The following is a 17,525-nucleotide window of genomic DNA, read 5'->3' as shown; positions in this document are numbered from 1 at the left end:
TGACCCCGCCCGAACCGGTAGCCGTTGGGGAGTAGCTGTGGCAGGGCAGCGCATCAGGGTCGTGGTCGCCGACGACGAGCCGCTGATCAGGGCCGGGATCAGGATGATCCTCACCTCGGACGAGGACATCGAGGTGGTCGCGGAGGCGGCGAACGGCCGGGAGGCCATCGAGCACGTGCGCGCGCACGCCGCCGACGTGGTGCTGCTCGACATCCAGATGCCGGTCCTCGACGGACTGTCCGCGCTGCCGGAGCTGCGCCGGGTCGCGCCCTCGACGCGGGTGATCGTGCTGACGACCTTCGGCGAGCGGGAGAACGTGCTGCGGGCCCTGGAGCACGGGGGCGCCGGGTTCCTGCTCAAGGACACGGCACCGGCCGAGCTGATCCGCGCGGTGCGGGCCGCGGCGGCGGGGGACGCGTATCTCTCGCCCGCCGCCACCCGGCACGTGGTGGAGCAGCTGGCCTCGGGCCGTGAGGTGGCGCGCGCGGAGCAGGCAAGGGGGCGGGTGGCGGCGCTGAGCGAGAAGGAGCGCGAGGTCCTCGCGCTCCTCGGCGAGGGGCTGTCCAACGCGGACGCGGGGCGGCGCCTGCACATGAGCGAGGCCACCGTGAAGACGTACGTCAGCCGGATCCTGGCGAAGCTGGGCTGCGACAACCGCGTACAGGCGGCACTGCTGGCGCGCGACGCCGGGCTTTAGGGGGCTTCAGGGGCCGGGCTCTGACTCCGGGCTTTAGGCGCCTGCGGTGCCGGCTGCGTTGTAGCGGAGCAGGTAGGTGGCGAAGCGGGCGAGGTCGTCGGCCGACCAGTCCTTCAGGCGCTCCTGGTAGGCGGCGAGCCGGCTCGCCTGGGTGGCGGCCAGGACGCGGCTGCCCGCCTCGGTGGGATGCAGGACCTGGACCCGGTGGTCGTCAGGGTCCGGCCGGCGCTCGACCAGGCCGAGCTTCTCCAGGGCGCCGATCTGGCGGCTGACCGTCGACTTGTCCAGAAGGTAGTGGGCGGCGAGGTCGGTGGCTCGGCAGCCCTGCTGGTCGTCGATGTGGGCGAGCAGGGTGTACGAGACGAGCGGCAGATCCGGGTGGAGCCGGGCGGCCGTGGCGCGGGCGCGGCGGGCGAAGGCCGTCAGCTCACGCTGGATGGTGTCGACGGAGGCCTCGCGCGGGTCGTCGCCGTCGGTCATGGTGCGCTCCGGGGATCGTTCACAGCTTCTGCACGTCGGGTTCAGTTGTAGAGTACAACCGTCATTTAGGTGTATGGTGCATGTGTATTCAGTTGTAAAAGCCAACCATGGAGGTGCTCGGTGTCCGCAGGACTCCCACCCGCGTCTGGGGCCGTGCCCGCGTCCTCGGGACCGGCGTCGACGGGTGCGCTGCGCCATGTGCTCGGACATCTGCTCACCCCGCTGCTGATGTGCGTCGGCATGGGCCTCGCCTACCTCGGCGCCTTCCACGCCCCGCACCCCCACGACCTGCGCGTCGACGTCGTCGGATCAGGGCCCAGCGCCCAGGTCCTCGCCCAGACCCTCCACGACAAGGGCGACGGCGCCCTCGACGTCCGTACCGTCCCCGACCGGGAGACCGCCGTCACCGCACTGCGCGAGCAGACCTCCTTCGGCGCCTACCTCCCCGGCCCCCGCCCCGAACTGCTCGTCGCCTCCGCCGCCTCCGACACCAGCGCCATGGCCGTCGAGAAGGTCTTCACCAACGTCGCCGCCGGGCAGGACGCGCCCCTGAAGGTCACCGACGTCGCCCCCGTCTCCGACGGCGACCCCACCGGACAGGGCGTCTTCTTCCTCCTGGTCGCGCTCAGCATCGGCTCGTACGCCTCCGTCGCCGTCATCGGCGGCGCCGGAGCCGTACTGCCCCTGCGCGTCCGCGCCCTGCTCGCCGCCGGAATGTCCCTCATTGTCAGCCTCGTCGGCACGGTCTTCGCCGGACCGATGTTCCACCTCGTCGACCGCGGCCTCGGCGGAGTCTGGGCGATGGCCTGGCTGTACTCGGCCGGCATCCTGCTGATCGGCGTCGGACTCCACACCTTCCTGCGCCGCTGGACCACCCTCGGCGTGATGGTCCTGTTCGTCATGCTCAACTTCACCAGCTCCGGAGGGATCTACCGCCCCGAGCTGCAGCCCGGATTCTTCGGCGCCCTGCACGCCTTCTGGAACGGCGCCGGCTTCGTCGAGGGAGTCCGCAGCCACGTCTACTTCGACGGCCACGCCCTGGGCGGACACCTCCTGACCCTCGCGCTCTGGCTCCTCGCCGGAGTCGCCGTCCTGGTGTGCGCGGGCCTGGCGGAGGCGCACCGCCGCCCGGTCGCGGCCGCCGCGCCTACGTCACCCGCCGTGGCGGAGGAGGAGATGGAGGAGGCCGTCGGGGTCTGAGCAGGCCGTCGGCGTCTGAGTACGGTCTACGGACCCGAAGACGTCCAGGTGATCGGTTGTCCACAGGCCGTTGTCCACAGGGGAAGACGGTTCGTCGAACCCGGCGGTACCGTCATCCCGTTGATGTTGAACAGCAAGGACAGCACGAAAGTCGGGGGAGGACGTCCCATGGGCGAGATCCGGGCAGCGGTACCGGGACAGCGAGACACGGACGGCGGGCGCGTTCCGCACGTGCCCGGGTTCGCCCTGCGAGCCGCCGCGGGAGTCACCGACTCCCCGAAGGAACAGGGCAAGGCCCTGCGCACACGCGTCCCCCGCACCAGCCACGACACGTTCGTCCTCTCCGCCGACCGGCCCGACGCCGTCCGCGCCGTCGAGGACTCCAGCCGCGACCGCGTGCCGGAACTGGCACCCATACGCGTCGGCCGCATGGCCGCCAGCCCGTTCGCGTTCCTGCGCGGCTCCGCCGGACTCATGGCCCACGACCTGGCCGGCTCCCCCGTCACCGGAGTCGCCGCCCAGATCTGCGGCGACGCGCACGCGGCCAACTTCGGCCTCTACGGCGACGCCCGCGGCCGCCTCGTCATCGACCTCAACGACTTCGACGAGACCGTCGTCGGCCCCTGGGAATGGGACCTCAAGCGACTGGCCACCTCCCTGGTGCTCGCCGGACGGGAAGTGGGCGCGAGCGAGGACACCTGCCGCGCCGCCGCGTTCGACACCGTCGGCGCCTACCGGCGGACGATGCGCCTGCTGGCCAAGCTCCCCGCCCTCGACGCCTGGAATGCCATCGCCGACGAGGAACTCGTCTCCCACACCGACGCCCGCGACCTGGTCGGCACCCTCGAACGCGTCTCGGCCAAGGCCCGCAACAACACCAGCGCACGCTTCGCCGCCAAGTCGACCGAGTCCGTGACCGACGCCGACGGCGGAGGCCGCCGGTTCGTCGAGGCCCTGCCCGTACTGCGCCGGGTCCCGGACGAGGAGGCGGCTGCCGTCGCCGCCGCGCTCGGCTCCTACCTGGACACCGTCTCCGAGGACCGGCTCCCCCTGCTCGCCCGGTACGCCGTCCACGACGTCGCCTTCCGCGTCGTCGGCACCGGCAGCGTCGGCACCCGCTCCTACGTGGTGCTGCTGCTCGACCACCGGGGCGAGCCGCTCGTCCTCCAGGTGAAGGAGGCCCGGCCGTCCGCGCTGCTCCCGCACCTTCCGGCCGTCGGCTTCACCGTCCCGGACGCGGGGCACGAAGGCCGGCGCGTGGTGCTCGGACAGAAGCGGATGCAGGTGGTCAGCGACATCCTGCTCGGCTGGACCACGGTGCAGGGGCGACCGTTCCAGGTGCGCCAGTTCCGCAACCGCAAGGGCAGCGTCGACCCGGCCGCGCTCACCCCCGACCAGGTCGACGACTACGGCCGCATGACCGGCGCGCTCCTGGCCCGCGCCCACGCCCACAGCGCCGACCCGCGCCTGATAGCCGGCTACTGCGGCAAGAGCGAGGAGCTCGACGAGTCCGTCGCGTCCTTCGCCGTCGCCTACGCCGACCGCACCACGGCGGACCACACCGACCTGGTGACGGCGGTACGCGACGGCCGGATAGCGGCCGAACTCGGAGTGTGACGGCCCAGACCTGCCCGAAACCCGGGCTGCCACGGGCCACGGAGGACCAGGGGGACGGGGGCGGGGGGAGGGAGGGGGGAGGGGCCCCCGGGGATCGTAGGCTGGTGGGGTGACGGACCGGAGCGAGGACGTGGGCGTGGACCAGAACGTGGATCCGGCCGCAGGCGCGGGTACGGGCGAGGGCTCGGACCTGGGCGCGGGCGCCGGTACGGGTGAAGGCTCGGACCCGGGTGCTGGTGCCGGTGTGGGCGAAGGCGCGGACCTGGGCGCCGGTGTGGGCGAGGGCTCGGGCTCGGATGCCGGTGCGGGCGAGGGCTTGGGTGCCGGTGCGGGTGAAGGCTTGGGGTCCGGTGCTGGTGGAGGGGCTGGGGACGAGCGGCCTGAGGCTCGGTTGGCGAAGGCTGTTCGGGTGGCTGAGCAGGCGTTGATCGAGTTCGAGATCGCGGTGGAGACCTTCCGCGTCGAGGTCGACAATTTTTCCCGGCTGCACCACCAGAAGCTTGGGCCGATGTACACGCGGCTCGACGAGCTGGACGCGCAGATCGCCGAGGCGCGCGCGGCGCAGACCGGGGATCCCGAGGATCTGCGGCGGGCGCAGGAGGCGCGGGCCGTCGTCATGCCGATGCCCGGTGTCGAGGAGCTCTTCCACGACTGGATCGACTCCGAGGGGCTCTCCCCCGAGGCCGCCGCGATGCTGACCGAGCAGCCCGTGCAGCCGCCCAAGCGGGTCCGGCCCGGTGAGGAGGCCCGGAAGCTGTATCGCGAGCTGGCCCGGCAGGCCCACCCGGACCTGGCGCGTGAGGAGGACGAGCGCCGGCGGCGTGAGGAGTTCATCACCCGGGTCAACGCGGCCTACGCGCGCGGTGACGTCGCGCTGCTGCGCGAGCTGTCCGCCGAGTGGGCGGCCGGTCCGGTGCCCGAGCCGGAGCAGCTCAGCGAGAGCGAGGAGCTGTACGCGCGCCTCGAGTGGCTGTCGCACCGCAAGGAGCTGCTGACCCTGGTCGCCCGGGAGCTGGAGGACAGCGCGATCGGCGCGATGCTGCGGATGGCGCCCGACGACCCCGATCAGCTCCTCGAGGAGATCGCCGACCAGCTGTTGGCGCAGGTCTCCGCGCGGGAGGGCGAGCTTGCCGCGTTGGTGCGGCAGGTGCAGTAGGTTTCCACCGGGCTCGATCCCTTCGAGCCGTTCGTACGAGAGAAGGCCTGTCCCATGAATTTCGCCCCGCTCCCCTCGGTGGACGTGGCTTCCGTGCCGGCCGACGCCCTGGTGCTGGACGTCCGTGAGGACGACGAGTGGGTGGCCGGTCATGCCGAGGGTGCCCTGCATGTGCCGATGAGCGACTTCGTGGCTCGCTTCGGCGAGGTGACCGAGGCCGTGGCGGACGGGCGTCGGGCCTATGTGATGTGCCGGGTGGGTGGCCGGTCGGCGCAGGTCACGCAGTACCTGGTGCAGCAGGGGATCGACGCGGTCAACGTCGACGGCGGCATGATCGCCTGGGACGAGGCCGGTCGGCCGGTCGTGGCGAAGGACGGCGCCCTGGGCTTCGTGGCCTGATCTCTGTTCTTCCCGGCCCGGGGTGGGCGTCCTGGTTCGGTCAGCCGAGAGGGTGGGCGGCCAGGAGGTCGCCCAGGGCCTCTTCGTGTGCGGCGGCCGGGCCTAGGGCGAGTTCGAGCTGTTTGGCCCAGGCGTGGTAGCGGTGCAGCGGGTAGTCGGTGTCGGCGCCGAAGCCGCCGTGGAGGTGCTGGGCGGTCTGCACCACGCGGCGTACGCCTTCCGAGGCCCAGATCTTGGCGACGGCGATGTCCGCGGCGGCCGGCAGCGGGCCGCCCGCTCCGCTGCTGATGCGCCAGGCGGCCTGCCAGAGCGTGACTTCCATGGCGCGCAGGTCGATGTAGCGGTCGGCGGCCTGGACGGCCACGGCCTGGAAGGTGGCCACGGGGTGGCCGAACTGTTCGCGCTTGCCGGTGTATTGGCTCGTCATCGTGAGGACGTTCTCGCCGAGACCGAGGGCGAGGGCGCAGGTGCCGGTGGCGAGGACGCCGCGGAGCCAGTCCCAGGCGCCGGCGGTGTCGATGACGTCGGCGCTGTCGAGGCGTACGGAGTCCAGGTGTAGTTCGGCGAGGAGTTCGCCGCTGGTCGAGAACTGTGCGGCCAGGGTGAGGCCGGGCTGGGTGCGGGGGACCAGGGCGAGGACGGTCTGTCCTTCGGTGGTGTGGGCGGGGACGGCGATGCGGTCGGCGCCGTGGGCCCAGGGGACGGCGCTCTGGAGGCCGTCGAGGATCCAGTCGGTGCCGTCGCGGCGGGCGGTGACGGCGAGTTCGGCGGGGTCGTGGCCGGTGTGCCCGTTGGAGGCGGCGGTGAGGACGAGTTCGCCGCGGCCGACGCGGGGGAGGAGTGCGGCGGCGGTGCGCGGGTCTGCGTAGCGTTCGACGGTCATGGCGACCGCGCTGGTCTCCAGGAGGGGGACGCGGGCGAGGACGCGGGCCGATTCGCGCAGGACGAGGCAGAGGGCGATGGTGTCGAGGCCCGCGCCGTCGTGTTCGGGGGCGAGGGTGAGGCTGAGCAGGTCGGCTGCGGCGAGGCGGGACCAGAGCGGCCGGTCGAAGTCGTCGGCTACGGCTCCTGGGGTGAGCGCGGGGCTCGGTACGGCGTCGGGGCTGACGCCGGAGAAGACCGCTTTGGCCGCCTCGACGGCCGCCTGCTGTTCCTCGGTGAAGGTGAAGTCCACGGCCATGCCCTCCCGTTGCCTGCTCTGACGGATCGTCAAGATAGAACAGGTTCTAGGGGAAGGGAATGGGCGCGCGGGGTCGGTCAGCGGTCGAAGTCCAGCTCCACTTCGGCGGTGGCCGGGTGGGACTGGCAGGCCAGGACGTATCCGGCTTCGGTCTCTTCCGGTTCCAGCGCGAAGTTGCGGTCCATACGGACCTCGCCTTCGACGAGGAAGGCGCGGCAGGTGCCGCACACGCCGCCCTTGCAGGCGTACGGGGCGTCGGCGCGGGCGCGGAGCACCGTTTCGAGGAGCGTCTCGCCTTCCTGGACGGGCCAGTTGCCGGACCGGCCGTGCAGGGTGGCCGTCAGCGTGGCGTGGACGGGCGCTGCGCTGGTGGGGGCCGGGGCGGGGGCCGAACCGTCGTCGACGTGGAAGATCTCCTGGTGGATCCGGGAGCGTTCGACGCCGAGTCCGCGCAGGGCGCCTTCGGTGGCCGTGACGAGGCCGAAGGGGCCGCACAGGAACCAGCCGTCGATCTCGTCGACGGGCAGCAGCGCGGGGAGCAGGCCGCTCAGCCGCTCCTGGTCGAGGCGCCCGGACGGGAGGCCCGCCTGCTGTTCCTCGCGGGAGAGGACGGTGACTAGCTGGAAGCGGTCGGGGAAGCGGTCCTTGAGGTCGGCGACCTCGTCGAGGAACATCGTGGAGGAGGCGGTGCGGTCGCTCCGGACGAGGCAGAACCGGGCGTCCGGCTGCTGGGCGAGGAGCGTGGCCGCCATCGACAGGACCGGGGTGATGCCGCTGCCGCCGACGACGGCCACGAAGTGGCCGGGGCGGGGCGCGAGGGTGAAGCGGCCCATGGGCTCCATGACGTCGACGGTGTCACCGACGGCCAGTTCCTTCAGGGCGTAGGTGGAGAATTCTCCGCCGTCGACGAGCCGGATGCCGACGCGCAGGACGGGGTCCTGCCCGGTGGGGGCCGCGGGCGCGCAGATCGAGTACGTACGGCGGATCTCCTCGCCGTCGCGCGCGGTGCGGCGTAGGGCGAGGTGCTGGCCGGGGGTGTGGCGGTAGGCGTCGCGCAGCTCGGCCGGGACGGCGAAGGTGACGGCCACGGAGTCGTCCGTGAGCTGCTCGACCTCGCTCACCCGGAGCGGGTGGAACGCGGCCCGTCCGGCCCCTGAGGACACCATCTACAACTCCTTGAAGTGGTCGAACGGTTCGCGGCAGGCCGTGCAGCGGCGCAGCGCCTTGCACGCGGTGGAGGAGAAGCGGCTGAGCAGTTCGGTCTCGGTGGAGCCGCAGTGCGGGCAGCGGATCGCCAGGGTCAGCGGCACGGGGCCGCCGGCCGGGCCCTGGGGGCGGGGCGGGGCGATGCCGAACTCGGCGAGCTTGCGCCGTCCTTCGTCGCTGATGTCGTCGGTGGACCAGGCGGGTGCGAGGACGGTGACGACGGAGACTTCGGGGATGCCGTGCTCGTGCAGGGCGTGCTCGATGTCGGAGGACATCGCCTCGATGGCGGGGCAGCCGGTGTACGTCGGGGTCAGCTCGACCTCGACGCGGCCGGGGCCGAGGATCTGGACGCCGCGCAGGACGCCGAGCTCTCCGAGGGTGAGGACGGGCAGTTCGGGGTCGAGGACGGAGCCGGCGATCCGGCTCAGCTCCCGCTCCAGGTCGGTCATCTCCGGGCCGGTCGTGACCGGGCCCGTCGCCTCCGACCCGGTCGCTTCCGCGCCGGTCGTCTCCGTGGCCGTCGCCTCCGGGCCGGTCATGGTGGTCACCATGTCGCCCCCGGGTGGCTGCGGTGCAGGTGCTGCATCTCGGCGAGCATCCGGCCGAAGGGCTCGGTGTGCAGGCCCTGGCGGCCGGCTCCCGCGCGCCAGCCGCCGGTGTCGGGGCCGGTCGGGACGGTGAGCGTGGCCTTGGTGAGGACGGCGGTGACGGAGTCCAGCCAGGCGGCCCGCAGGGCCTCGTGGTCCACGTCGAGGCCGGGGACGGGCTGGAACAGTTCGCCGGTGTAGCGCCAGAGGGCGTCGCAGGCGCGCTGCATGCGGTCGTGGCTCTCGGGGGTGCCGTCGCCGAGGCGGAGGGTCCAGTGCTCGGCGTGGTCCTGGTGGTACGCGACTTCCTTGACGGCCTTCGCGGCGAGCCCGCTCAGGGGGCCGTCGCCGGCCGCCAACCGGCCGTAGAGGAGCCGCTGGTAGGTGGAGAAGTACAGCTGGCGGGCGATGGTGTGCGCGAAGTCGCCGTTGGGCTGCTCGACGAGCTGGGTGTTGGTGAAGGCGCGTTCTTCGCGGAGGTAGGCGAGTTCGTCCTCGTCCCCGACGAGGGAGAGCAGGACGCGTGCCTGGCCGAGCAGGTCGAGCGCGATGTTCGCGAGGGCGACCTCTTCCTCCAGGACGGGTGCGTCGCCCGCCCACTCCCCCAGTCGGTGGGAGAGCACCAGGGCGTCGTCGCCGAGGGCCAGGGCGGCCTCGGCGATCGCGGCGGTGTCGGTGGTGCCGGTGGTCTCGCTCACAGGTGCTTCACCCCCTCGGGGATCTCGTAGAAGGTCGGGTGGCGGTAGGGCTTGTCCGCCGACGGTTCGAAGAAGGGGTCCTTCTCGTCGGGCGAGGAGGCGGTGATCGCGGTGGAGGGCACCACCCAGATCGATACGCCTTCGCTGCGGCGCGTGTACAGGTCGCGGGCGTTGCGCAGCGCCATCTCGGCGTCCGGCGCGTGCAGGCTGCCGGCGTGGGTGTGGGACAGTCCGCGGCGCGAGCGCACGAACACCTCCCACAGGGGCCATCCGTCGGTGGTCATGCCCGTGCCTCCCCGTGCTTTCCGGCGTATGCCGCCGCTGCTTCTCTGACCCAGGCCCCGTCCTCGTGGGCCCGGCGGCGCCGGTCGAGCCGCTGATCGTTGCAGGGGCCGTTGCCCTTGAGGACGTCCTGGAACTCGGCCCAGTCGATGGGGCCGAAGTCGTAGTGCCCGCGCTCCTCGTTCCACCGCAGTTCCGGGTCCGGGAGGGTGAGTCCGAGGGCCTCGGCCTGGGGGACGGCGATGTCCACGAACCGCTGGCGCAGCTCGTCGTTGGAGTGCCGCTTGATCTTCCAGGCCATGGACTGGGCGGAGTGCGCGGATGCGTCGTCCGGCGGGCCGAACATCATCAGCGAGGGCCACCACCAGCGGTCCACCGCGTCCTGCGCCATGGCGTGCTGGGCCTCGGTGCCCCGGGAGAGGGCGAGGAGGGCTTCGTACCCCTGCCGCTGGTGGAAGGACTCCTCCTTGCAGACACGGACCATCGCGCGGGCGTACGGGCCGTACGAGCAGCGGCAGAGCGGGACCTGGTTGGTGATCGCGGCGCCGTCCACGAGCCAGCCGATGGCGCCGACGTCGGCCCAGGTCAGCGTCGGGTAGTTGAAGATCGAGGAGTACTTCTGGCGGCCGGCGTGGAGCTTGTCGAGGAGCTCGTCGCGGCTGGTGCCGAGGGTCTCCGCCGCGCTGTACAGGTACAGGCCGTGGCCGGCCTCGTCCTGGACCTTGGCCATGAGGATCGCCTTGCGGCGCAGCGAGGGCGCGCGGGTGATCCAGTTGGCCTCCGGCTGCATGCCGATGATCTCGGAGTGGGCGTGCTGGGCCATCTGGCGGACGAGGGACGCCCGATAGGCGTCCGGCATCCAGTCGCGCGGCTCGATGCGCTCGTCGGCGGCGACGGTGGCGTCGAACACCGCCTCGTAGGCCGCCTGCGCCGCTGCCTCTGACGCGGCCGTGTCCGAGGCCGTGTCCGGCGCGCCCTGCGCGGCCGCCCGTGTCTTCTGTGCGTCCGCGGTCACTGCGGTCGCTGCCGTCCCTGCGGTCATCGGACCCCCTACCGACCGATCGTTCGGTTGAATGACTTCAATGGTCGGTCGGCGGCCCGTATGGTGTCAACCCTGTGGATGACCGAGGGTGGACGGATCGGGATCGGGGCGGGGATGGAAGCGCGGGTCGACGCGGAGGACGCGGGCGTACAAGAGGAGCAGCCACCGTCCGGACCGGGGTCGCCGGAGGGGCGCGGCCAGGGCGTCGGAATCGCCTCGCTCTCGCTCCCGTACCAGGTGGTCGCGGCCGTCGCGCTCGCCGGTGTCGCGGTCTTCGCCGCTGTCCACCTCGCGATGGTGTTCCTGCACGTCGCGCCGTCGAACACGCTGACCAAGCAGCACGGTGACGCGGTCGACGAGTGGATATACCCCGAGTTCGAGCAGAACTGGAAGCTCTTCGCCCCCAATCCGCTCCAGCAGAACGTGTCGGTCGAGGTCCGTGCCGAGGTCGAGGGCGCCGACGGCGCACCGCGCACCACCGGCTGGATCGATCTGACCGCGCAGGACGCGGAGGCGATCCGGGGCAGCCTCGTCCCCAGCCACACCGAGCAGAACGAGCTGCGCCGGGCGTGGGACTTCTATACGAACACCCACGGCGACGACCACCGGCCCAACGGTCTGCGCGGCCGGCTCTCCGAGGAGTACGTCCGCCGGATCGTCATGCTCCGGCTCGACGGGGAGAAGCTCGGCGGCACGGTGGAGCGGATCCAGCTCCGCTCCGTGACGCGCGTCGTGCCCGCCCCGGCGTGGAGCACCGAGAAGACGAACACGGACCCCTCCCACAGGGAGTTCCCGTGGTGGAAGGTGACCGCCGCCGATCTGCCGGGCGGGGCACGGGACGACCGTACGGAGGCGGGCCGGTGAATCGATCATCCACACCTCCGGACACCGTGAAGGCCACCGCGACCCGCGAGCCGTTCGACCGGCGTCTCGCGCGGGGCATCCAGCGGGTCACGGCCTCGGCCCTCGGCCCGTACCAGACCGCGATCGTCCGCATCGGCATCTCGCTCACCTGGCTGCTCTTCCTGCTGCGCGAACTGCCCCACCGCCATGAGCTCTACGGCCCCGACGGCCCCTGGGCCTGGGACATGGGCCGCCGACTGATCTCCATGAACGAAGCGTTCACGGTGCTCATGTGGTCGGACAACACGCTCTGGTTCGAGACCGTCTACGTGCTCGCCGTCCTCTCCGCCCTTCTGATGCTGCTCGGCTGGCGCACCCGCGCCATGTCGGTGGTCTTCATGGTCGGAGTGCTGTCCCTGCAGAATCGCTCCGTCTTCGTCGGCGACGGCGGGGACAACGTCGTCCACCTCACCGCGATCTACCTCGTCCTGACCCGCTGTGGCCAGGTCTGGTCTCTCGATGCCCGCCGGGCCGCTCGCGAGGCCCGTGAGGCGGAGGCGGGCAAGGCGCCCCGGCGCGATGTCGTCGGGCCGCTGCTGTGGACGGTGCTCGGCGGCCTTCTGCTCGCCACCACCTACTACTCCGACACCAACGGCTCGGCCTGGCTGCTGGTGCTGCTGTGGGTGCTGTGGCTCGGGCAGGCGCTGTGGTGGGTGGTGTGCCGCTACGCCCCGGGCGAGCCGCGCACCCTGCTCGACGTCCTCGCCAACCTCACGCACAACGCGGCTCTCGTCGTGATCATGGCCGAGGTCTGTCTGATCTACGCGACGGCCGGCTGGTACAAGATCCAGGGTTCGCGCTGGCAGGACGGCACCGCGCTCTACTACCCGCTCCAGTTGGACTACTTCTCGCCCTGGCCCCTCCTGTCCGATCTGCTCGGAGCCAGCGGCGTGATGGTGATGGTGCTGACCTACGGCACCGTGCTGATCCAGGTCGCGTTCCCCTTCGCCCTGTTCAACCGCAAGGTCAAGAACGTCCTGCTGGTCGCGATGATGCTGGAGCACGCGGGCATCGCCGTGCTCCTCGGGCTCCCGCTCTTCTCGCTGGCGATGATCTCGGCGGACGCGGTGTTCCTGCCGACGGCGTTCCTGGTCTGGCTGGGCGCGCGGGCGGGGCGCGGCAGGGACCGGCTGTTGTCCCGGCCGCGCGGCGCGGTGCCCGACCAGCGCCGTCCGGGCGAGGAGGCCGCCCCCCGTACCCTCGTGGGGTGAGCACCGCTGAACAGTCCGAGCCGATCCAGTACGACGACGGGTACGCCCCCGAGGTCGGCGTGGGGCCGCATCCGCAGCCCTGGCCGGACGGCGAGCGCTACGACCCGGAGCTGCTGGCCGGCGGGGACCGGCGCAATGTCGTCGACCGGTACCGGTACTGGACGCGGGAGGCGATCGTCGCCGACCTGGACACCCGGCGGCACGACTTCCACGTCGCGGTCGAGAACTGGGGCCACGACTTCAACATCGGGTCGGTGGTGCGGACCGCCAACGCCTTCCTGGCGAAGGAGATCCACATCGTCGGCCGGCGGCGCTGGAACCGGCGCGGGGCGATGGTCACCGACCGCTACCAGCACGTCCGCCACCACCCGGACACCGAGTCGCTGACGGCGTGGGCGGCGGCGGAGGGCGTGCCGATCATCGGCATCGACAATCTGCCGGGCGCGGTCCCGCTGGAGCGGACCGTGCTGCCGCGGCGCTGTGTGCTGCTCTTCGGGCAGGAGGGTCCGGGCCTCACCGAGGAGGCCCGGAACCACGCGGAGATGGTCTGCTCGATCGCCCAGTTCGGTTCGACCCGGTCGATCAACGCGGGCGCCGCCGCGGCGATCGCGATGCACGCGTGGGTGCAGCGGTACGCGGAGATCACCCCGGGCGCCTGACCAGCCGTTGGAGGCCGGCCGGGGGTCCGTGGCTCCCCGGCCCGCCCCTGTGGGTCACGCCTGGCGGCGGACCTCCACCACGCGGAAGCGGTTGGCGACGAACGCTCCGTCGCACAGGGCCGCGTTCGCCGCCGGGTTTCCGCCCGAGCCGTGGAAGTCGGAGAACGCCGCCGTCTGGTTGACGTACACCCCGCCCGTCAGGTTCAGGGAGAGCTGCGCCGCCTCCTCCAGGCAGACCTCCTCGATCGCGCGCTCGGTCTCCGGCGACGTCGTGTACGCCCCGACCGTCATCGCGCCCTTCTCGCGGACCGTGCGCCGCAGCAGCTCCAGCGCGTCGGCCGTCGAGTCGACGGAGACGGCGAAGGAGACCGGGCCGAAGCACTCGGAGAAGTAGGCCGCCTCCGGGTCGGGCTTCGAGCCGTCCAGCTTGACGATGACCGGCGTACGGACGACGGCGTCGGGGAAGTCCGGGTTCGCCACCTCGCGGGAGGCCAGCGCGACCTCGCCGAGGCCCGCGGCGGCCTCCAGACGCGCCTTGACGTCCGGGTTGACCAGGGCGCCGAGCAGGGCGTTCGCCCGGGCGTCGTCGCCGAGGAGACCGCCGACGGCCGCCGAGAGGTCGGCGACGACCTCGTCGTACGACTTGGGTCCTGCGTCGGTGGTGATGCCGTCGCGGGGGATCAGCAGGTTCTGCGGGGTGGTGCACATCTGGCCGCTGTACAGGGACAGGGAGAACGCCAGGTTGGAGAGCATCCCCTTGTAGTCGGCGGTGGAGTCGACGACGACCGTGTTGACGCCGGCCTTCTCCGTGTAGACCTGCGCCTGGCGGGCGTTGGCCTCCAGCCAGTCGCCGAAGGCGGTGGAGCCGGTGTAGTCGATGATCCGGATCTCGGGGCGGACCGCCAGGGTCTTGGCGATGCCCTCGCCCGGCCGCTCGACGGCCAGCGCGACCAGGTTCGGGTCGAAACCGGCCTCGGCGAGGACCTCGCGGGCGACGCGGACGGTCAGCGCCAGCGGGAGGACGGCGCGCGGGTGCGGCTTGACCAGGACCGGGTTGCCGGTGGCCAGCGAGGCGAAGAGGCCCGGGTAGCCGTTCCAGGTGGGGAAGGTGTTGCAGCCGATGACGAGCGCGATGCCGCGCGCGACGGGCGTGAACGCCTTGCTCAGCTCCAGCGGGTCCCGCTTGCCCTGCGGCTTGGACCAGTCGGCGTCGCCGGGGGTGCGGGTCTGCTCCGCGTACGCGTAGGCCACGGCCTCCAGGCCGCGGTCCTGGGCGTGCGGGCCGCCGGCCTGGAACGCCATCATGAAGGCCTGGCCGCTGGTGTGCATGACGGCGTGCGCGAACTCGTGGGTGCGGGCGGAGATCCGGGCGAGGATCTCCACACAGACCAGAGCGCGGACCTCGGCGCCGGCCTCGCGCCAGGCGGCCATGCCGGCGCGCATCGCGGGCAGCAGGACGTCGATGTCGGCGTGCGGGTACTCGATGCCGAGCGCCGGGCCGTACGGCGAGGTCTCGGCGCCGGTCCAGTCGTCCGTGCCGGGCTGGTCCAGCTCGAAGCGGGTGTTCAGCAGGGCCTTGTACGCCTCGAGACCGCCGGCGGCGTCCAGCGAGCCGTTCTCGCCGTAGGCCTTGGGGTGCTCGGGGTGCGGTGACCAGTAGGCACGGGTGCGGATGGTGTCCAGTGCCTGGTCGAGTGTGGACCGGTGCTTCTGGGCCAGAGCGTCGGTGGTCAGCTGAGCGGCGGCCATTGCGGGACCAACTCCTCGTCGAGCTAGATCGGTTCGGCGCGTGTGACGCCTGCGCGTGCCCTCCGCGACGGGTGGTCGTGGAAGACGGGTGGGCAGGGACGAACGGACAGAGTTAGAGTAACCGAACGATCGGTCGGGACAAGGGGGTCTGTCGAAGCTGTGGACAACCCATCGGGGAGGATCAGCCGTATGACCGCCAATGTGAGCGACTCGGCGCCGGACGCCGCCCCGGCCACGGCCCCGGATTCCGCTGCCGTAGCCCTCGACCGGAGCCGTACCGTCGCCGTCGTGGGCACGGGGACCATGGGCCAGGGCATCGCGCAGGTCGCCCTGGTCGCCGGGCATCCCGTACGGCTCTACGACAGCGCCCCCGGCCGGGCCGAGGAGGCCGTGACCGCGCTCGCCGCCCGCCTGGACCGGCTGGTCGAGAAGGGGCACCTGGACAAGGCCGGACGCGACGCCGCCGTGGCCCGGCTGCACGCCGCGGCCGAGCTGACGGAGCTGGCCGACGCGGCGCTCGTCGTCGAGGCGATCGTCGAGCACCTCCCGGTCAAGCAGCGGCTCTTCGCCGACCTGGAGAAGATCGTCGGCGACGACACCCTCCTCGCCACCAACACCTCCTCCCTCTCCGTCACCGCGATCGCGGGAGGGCTGCGGCTGCCCGGCCGGTTCGTCGGACTGCACTTCTTCAACCCGGCGCCGCTGTTGCCGCTCGTCGAGGTCGTCAGCGGCTTCGCCACCGACGCCGCGGCCGCCACGCGCGCGTACGAGACCGCCAAGAGCTGGGGCAAGACCCCGGTGCGCTGCGCCGACACCCCCGGCTTCATCGTCAACCGGATCGCCCGGCCCTTCTACGCCGAGGCCCTGCGGGTGTACGAGGAGGGCGCGGCCGACCCCGCCACCATCGACGCGGCCCTGCGCGAGAGCGGTGGCTTCCGGATGGGCCCCTTCGAGCTGACCGACCTCATCGGCCAGGACGTCAACGAGGCCGTCACCCGGTCCGTCTGGGACTCCTTCTTCCAGGACCCCAAGTTCACGCCCTCGCTCGCCCAGCGGCGCCTGGTCGAATCGGCGCGGCTCGGCCGCAAGTCCGGGCACGGCTGGTTCCCGTACGGCGACGGCGCGACGGCCCCCGCGCCGCACACCGCGCCGCCCGCCGCCCCGCCGGCCTCGGTCACGGTCCAGGGGGACCTGTACCAGGCACGGGCGCTGGTGGGTCTTTTCGAGGAGTCCGGGATCACGGTCGAGCGCGCCGACGACGCCGTGCCCGGCTACCCGGGCTGGATCGAACTGCCCAGCGGGACCCGGCTCTTCCTCGCCGACGGCACCGCCGCCGACGACGCCGAGGTGCCGGTCATCCACATCGACCTGGCCCTGGACTTCGCCACCTGCGAGCGGATCGTCCTCGCGCCCGCGGCGACCGTGGACGACGCCTCCCTCCAGGAGGCGATCGGTCTCTTCCAGGCGGCCGGCAAGAAGGTCAGCGTCATCGGTGACGTCCCCGGCCTGATCGTCGCCCGTACGGTCGCGATGCTCGCCGACTTCGCCTACGACGCCGCCACGCGCGCGGTGGCGGACCCAGACGACATCGACACCGCGATGCGGCTCGGCGTGAACTACCCGCGCGGGCCCCTCGCCTGGGCCGAGGAGCTGGGCGCGGGCTGGGTCCTGGAGACGCTCTCCAACCTCCACGAGGAGTACCCGACGGGCCGCTACGCCCCCTCACAGGCGCTGCGCCGCCGCGTCGCCGCGGAGCAGGCGGCCGCGGACCGCGCGGCGGACGAACAGGCGGCCGCCGAGCGCGCGGCCGACACGGCCGCCGAGGAGGCCACGGCATGACGACCGCGAAGCGGGACACCTACACCCCCGAGACGCTGCTCTCCGTGGCCGTACAGGTCTTCAACGAGCGCGGCTACGACGGCACGTCCATGGAGCACCTCTCCAAGGCCGCGGGGATCTCCAAGTCCTCGATCTACCACCATGTCGCGGGCAAGGAGGAGCTGCTGCGCAGGGCCGTCAGCCGTGCGCTCGACGGGCTCTTCGGGATCCTCGCCGAGCCGGGCTCGGGGCGCGGACGGGCGATCGAGCGGGTCGAGTACGTCACCCGGCGCACCGTCGAGGTGCTGATAGCCGAGCTGCCGTACGTGACGCTGCTGCTGCGGGTCAGGGGCAACACCGACACCGAGCGCTGGGCGATGGAACGGCGCAGGGAGTTCGACCACAAGGTGGCCGACCTGCTGAAGGCGGCGGTGGCCGACGGGGACCTGCGGGCCGATGTGGACATCAAGCTCGCCACCCGGCTGCTCTTCGGCATGATCAACTCGCTGGTGGAGTGGTACCGGCCGCTGCCGGGCGCCCACGCCGAGCGGGACCAGCTCGCCGACACCGTCGTGCACCTGGCCTTCGACGGGCTGCGGACGGCCCGCTGAGGCCCGTCCCAGGGCACTCTCGCGGTCCGG

Annotated in this window: 18 protein-coding genes; 10 read left to right on the top strand and 8 right to left on the bottom strand. The window is 72.1% G+C overall.

Features of this window, described 5'->3' with window-relative positions; translation table 11 throughout:
• The first annotated feature begins 37 nt into the window (after nucleotides 1-37).
• Nucleotides 38-697, top strand: coding sequence for a response regulator (locus tag ACFWRO_RS01700; RefSeq protein WP_384503293.1), 660 nt, complete (start codon nucleotides 38-40; stop codon nucleotides 695-697).
• A gap of 33 nt (nucleotides 698-730) precedes the next feature.
• On the opposite strand, the gene ACFWRO_RS01695 is transcribed toward ACFWRO_RS01700, so the two are convergent.
• Nucleotides 731-1,177 (bottom strand): MarR family winged helix-turn-helix transcriptional regulator, encoded by a 447-nt coding sequence (locus ACFWRO_RS01695; RefSeq protein WP_384503291.1) that lies wholly within the window; start codon nucleotides 1,175-1,177, stop codon nucleotides 731-733.
• Between the two features lie 228 nt (nucleotides 1,178-1,405).
• On the opposite strand from ACFWRO_RS01695, the gene ACFWRO_RS01690 reads away from it, so the two are divergent.
• The 4 genes from ACFWRO_RS01690 (at nucleotide 1,406) to ACFWRO_RS01675 (ending at nucleotide 5,549) form a co-directional block, all read left to right on the top strand.
• On the top strand, nucleotides 1,406-2,377 hold the full coding sequence (locus ACFWRO_RS01690) for a hypothetical protein (protein ID WP_384503715.1): 972 nt from the start codon (nucleotides 1,406-1,408) through the stop codon (nucleotides 2,375-2,377).
• Between the two features lie 168 nt (nucleotides 2,378-2,545).
• On the top strand, nucleotides 2,546-3,994 hold the full coding sequence (locus ACFWRO_RS01685; protein ID WP_384503289.1) for a DUF2252 domain-containing protein: 1,449 nt from the start codon (nucleotides 2,546-2,548) through the stop codon (nucleotides 3,992-3,994).
• 316 nt (nucleotides 3,995-4,310) lie between these two features.
• Complete coding sequence (locus tag ACFWRO_RS01680; RefSeq protein WP_384503714.1) at nucleotides 4,311-5,150, top strand: hypothetical protein; 840 nt, start codon at nucleotides 4,311-4,313, stop codon at nucleotides 5,148-5,150.
• 54 nt (nucleotides 5,151-5,204) lie between these two features.
• Nucleotides 5,205-5,549 (top strand): rhodanese-like domain-containing protein, encoded by a 345-nt coding sequence (locus ACFWRO_RS01675; RefSeq protein WP_384503288.1) that lies wholly within the window; start codon nucleotides 5,205-5,207, stop codon nucleotides 5,547-5,549.
• 40 nt (nucleotides 5,550-5,589) lie between these two features.
• On the opposite strand, the gene ACFWRO_RS01670 is transcribed toward ACFWRO_RS01675, so the two are convergent.
• The 6 genes from ACFWRO_RS01670 to paaA all read right to left on the bottom strand — a co-directional run bounded on the left by ACFWRO_RS01670 (nucleotide 5,590) and on the right by paaA (nucleotide 10,544).
• Nucleotides 5,590-6,723, bottom strand: coding sequence for an acyl-CoA dehydrogenase family protein (locus tag ACFWRO_RS01670; RefSeq protein WP_384503712.1), 1,134 nt, complete (start codon nucleotides 6,721-6,723; stop codon nucleotides 5,590-5,592).
• A gap of 83 nt (nucleotides 6,724-6,806) precedes the next feature.
• Nucleotides 6,807-7,895, bottom strand: coding sequence for a 2Fe-2S iron-sulfur cluster-binding protein (locus ACFWRO_RS01665; protein ID WP_384503287.1), 1,089 nt, complete (start codon nucleotides 7,893-7,895; stop codon nucleotides 6,807-6,809).
• Nucleotides 7,896-8,384, bottom strand: coding sequence for a 1,2-phenylacetyl-CoA epoxidase subunit PaaD (gene paaD / locus ACFWRO_RS01660; RefSeq protein ID WP_384503710.1), 489 nt, complete (start codon nucleotides 8,382-8,384; stop codon nucleotides 7,896-7,898). It abuts the gene before it with no gap.
• 95 nt (nucleotides 8,385-8,479) lie between these two features.
• On the bottom strand, nucleotides 8,480-9,220 hold the full coding sequence (paaC, locus tag ACFWRO_RS01655; protein ID WP_384503286.1) for a 1,2-phenylacetyl-CoA epoxidase subunit PaaC: 741 nt from the start codon (nucleotides 9,218-9,220) through the stop codon (nucleotides 8,480-8,482).
• On the bottom strand, nucleotides 9,217-9,504 hold the full coding sequence (paaB, locus tag ACFWRO_RS01650; protein ID WP_362005482.1) for a 1,2-phenylacetyl-CoA epoxidase subunit PaaB: 288 nt from the start codon (nucleotides 9,502-9,504) through the stop codon (nucleotides 9,217-9,219). The genes paaC and paaB overlap by 4 nt, the downstream gene beginning before the upstream one ends.
• On the bottom strand, nucleotides 9,501-10,544 hold the full coding sequence (gene paaA / locus ACFWRO_RS01645; protein ID WP_384503284.1) for a 1,2-phenylacetyl-CoA epoxidase subunit PaaA: 1,044 nt from the start codon (nucleotides 10,542-10,544) through the stop codon (nucleotides 9,501-9,503). Before paaA ends, paaB begins: the two co-directional genes overlap by 4 nt.
• A 78-nt stretch (nucleotides 10,545-10,622) precedes the next feature.
• On the opposite strand from paaA, the gene ACFWRO_RS01640 reads away from it, so the two are divergent.
• From ACFWRO_RS01640 to ACFWRO_RS01630, 3 genes are read left to right on the top strand one after another with little or no spacing between them, the layout of a single operon-like run.
• Complete coding sequence (locus ACFWRO_RS01640) at nucleotides 10,623-11,408, top strand: DUF5819 family protein (RefSeq protein WP_384503282.1); 786 nt, start codon at nucleotides 10,623-10,625, stop codon at nucleotides 11,406-11,408.
• Nucleotides 11,405-12,658 (top strand): HTTM domain-containing protein, encoded by a 1,254-nt coding sequence (locus ACFWRO_RS01635; protein WP_384503280.1) that lies wholly within the window; start codon nucleotides 11,405-11,407, stop codon nucleotides 12,656-12,658. Before ACFWRO_RS01640 ends, ACFWRO_RS01635 begins: the two co-directional genes overlap by 4 nt.
• Entirely contained in the window at nucleotides 12,655-13,317 is a 663-nt protein-coding gene (locus ACFWRO_RS01630; RefSeq protein WP_384503278.1) for a TrmH family RNA methyltransferase, read from the top strand. The genes ACFWRO_RS01635 and ACFWRO_RS01630 overlap by 4 nt, the downstream gene beginning before the upstream one ends.
• 54 nt (nucleotides 13,318-13,371) lie before the next feature.
• Here the strand turns inward: ACFWRO_RS01630 and paaN are convergent, their stop codons facing one another.
• Nucleotides 13,372-15,066 carry a phenylacetic acid degradation protein PaaN gene (gene paaN, locus ACFWRO_RS01625; RefSeq protein WP_384503276.1) on the bottom strand — a complete coding sequence of 565 codons (1,695 nt, stop codon included), beginning with the start codon at nucleotides 15,064-15,066 and terminating at the stop codon, nucleotides 13,372-13,374.
• A 189-nt stretch (nucleotides 15,067-15,255) separates the two neighbouring features.
• Here paaN and ACFWRO_RS01620 point away from each other — a divergent pair, with 189 nt between their 5' ends.
• Nucleotides 15,256-16,905: a 3-hydroxyacyl-CoA dehydrogenase gene (locus ACFWRO_RS01620; protein ID WP_384503275.1), complete on the top strand. Its 1,650-nt coding sequence runs from the start codon at nucleotides 15,256-15,258 to the stop codon at nucleotides 16,903-16,905.
• A complete protein-coding gene (locus ACFWRO_RS01615; RefSeq protein ID WP_384503273.1) occupies nucleotides 16,902-17,495 on the top strand; it encodes a TetR/AcrR family transcriptional regulator in 594 nt (197 codons plus the stop codon). Before ACFWRO_RS01620 ends, ACFWRO_RS01615 begins: the two co-directional genes overlap by 4 nt.
• Nucleotides 17,496-17,525: the final 30 nt, after the last annotated feature.

This window comes from Streptomyces sp. NPDC058579, assembly GCF_042718575.1.
GTDB lineage: Bacteria > Actinomycetota > Actinomycetes > Streptomycetales > Streptomycetaceae > Streptomyces.
Note: the sequence above shows the minus strand (reverse complement) of the source record. Positions and strands in the feature narration are given on the sequence as shown.

Bases quoted from the DNA above. Each gene is read 5' to 3' on its own strand.
- ACFWRO_RS01675 (WP_384503288.1), top strand. From the start codon at position 5,205: ATGAATTTCGCCCCGCTCCCCTCGGTGGACGTGGCTTCCGTGCCGGCC.
- paaA (WP_384503284.1), bottom strand. From the start codon at position 10,544: ATGACCGCAGGGACGGCAGCGACCGCAGTGACCGCGGACGCACAGAAG.
- paaD (WP_384503710.1), bottom strand. From the start codon at position 8,384: ATGACCGACCTGGAGCGGGAGCTGAGCCGGATCGCCGGCTCCGTCCTC.
- ACFWRO_RS01615 (WP_384503273.1), top strand. From the start codon at position 16,902: ATGACGACCGCGAAGCGGGACACCTACACCCCCGAGACGCTGCTCTCC.
- paaN (WP_384503276.1), bottom strand. From the start codon at position 15,066: ATGGCCGCCGCTCAGCTGACCACCGACGCTCTGGCCCAGAAGCACCGG.
- ACFWRO_RS01640 (WP_384503282.1), top strand. From the start codon at position 10,623: ATGACCGAGGGTGGACGGATCGGGATCGGGGCGGGGATGGAAGCGCGG.
- ACFWRO_RS01695 (WP_384503291.1), bottom strand. From the start codon at position 1,177: ATGACCGACGGCGACGACCCGCGCGAGGCCTCCGTCGACACCATCCAG.
- ACFWRO_RS01665 (WP_384503287.1), bottom strand. From the start codon at position 7,895: ATGGTGTCCTCAGGGGCCGGACGGGCCGCGTTCCACCCGCTCCGGGTG.
- ACFWRO_RS01690 (WP_384503715.1), top strand. From the start codon at position 1,406: ATGTGCGTCGGCATGGGCCTCGCCTACCTCGGCGCCTTCCACGCCCCG.
- ACFWRO_RS01685 (WP_384503289.1), top strand. From the start codon at position 2,546: ATGGGCGAGATCCGGGCAGCGGTACCGGGACAGCGAGACACGGACGGC.
- paaB (WP_362005482.1), bottom strand. From the start codon at position 9,504: ATGACCACCGACGGATGGCCCCTGTGGGAGGTGTTCGTGCGCTCGCGC.
- ACFWRO_RS01620 (WP_384503275.1), top strand. From the start codon at position 15,256: ATGACCGCCAATGTGAGCGACTCGGCGCCGGACGCCGCCCCGGCCACG.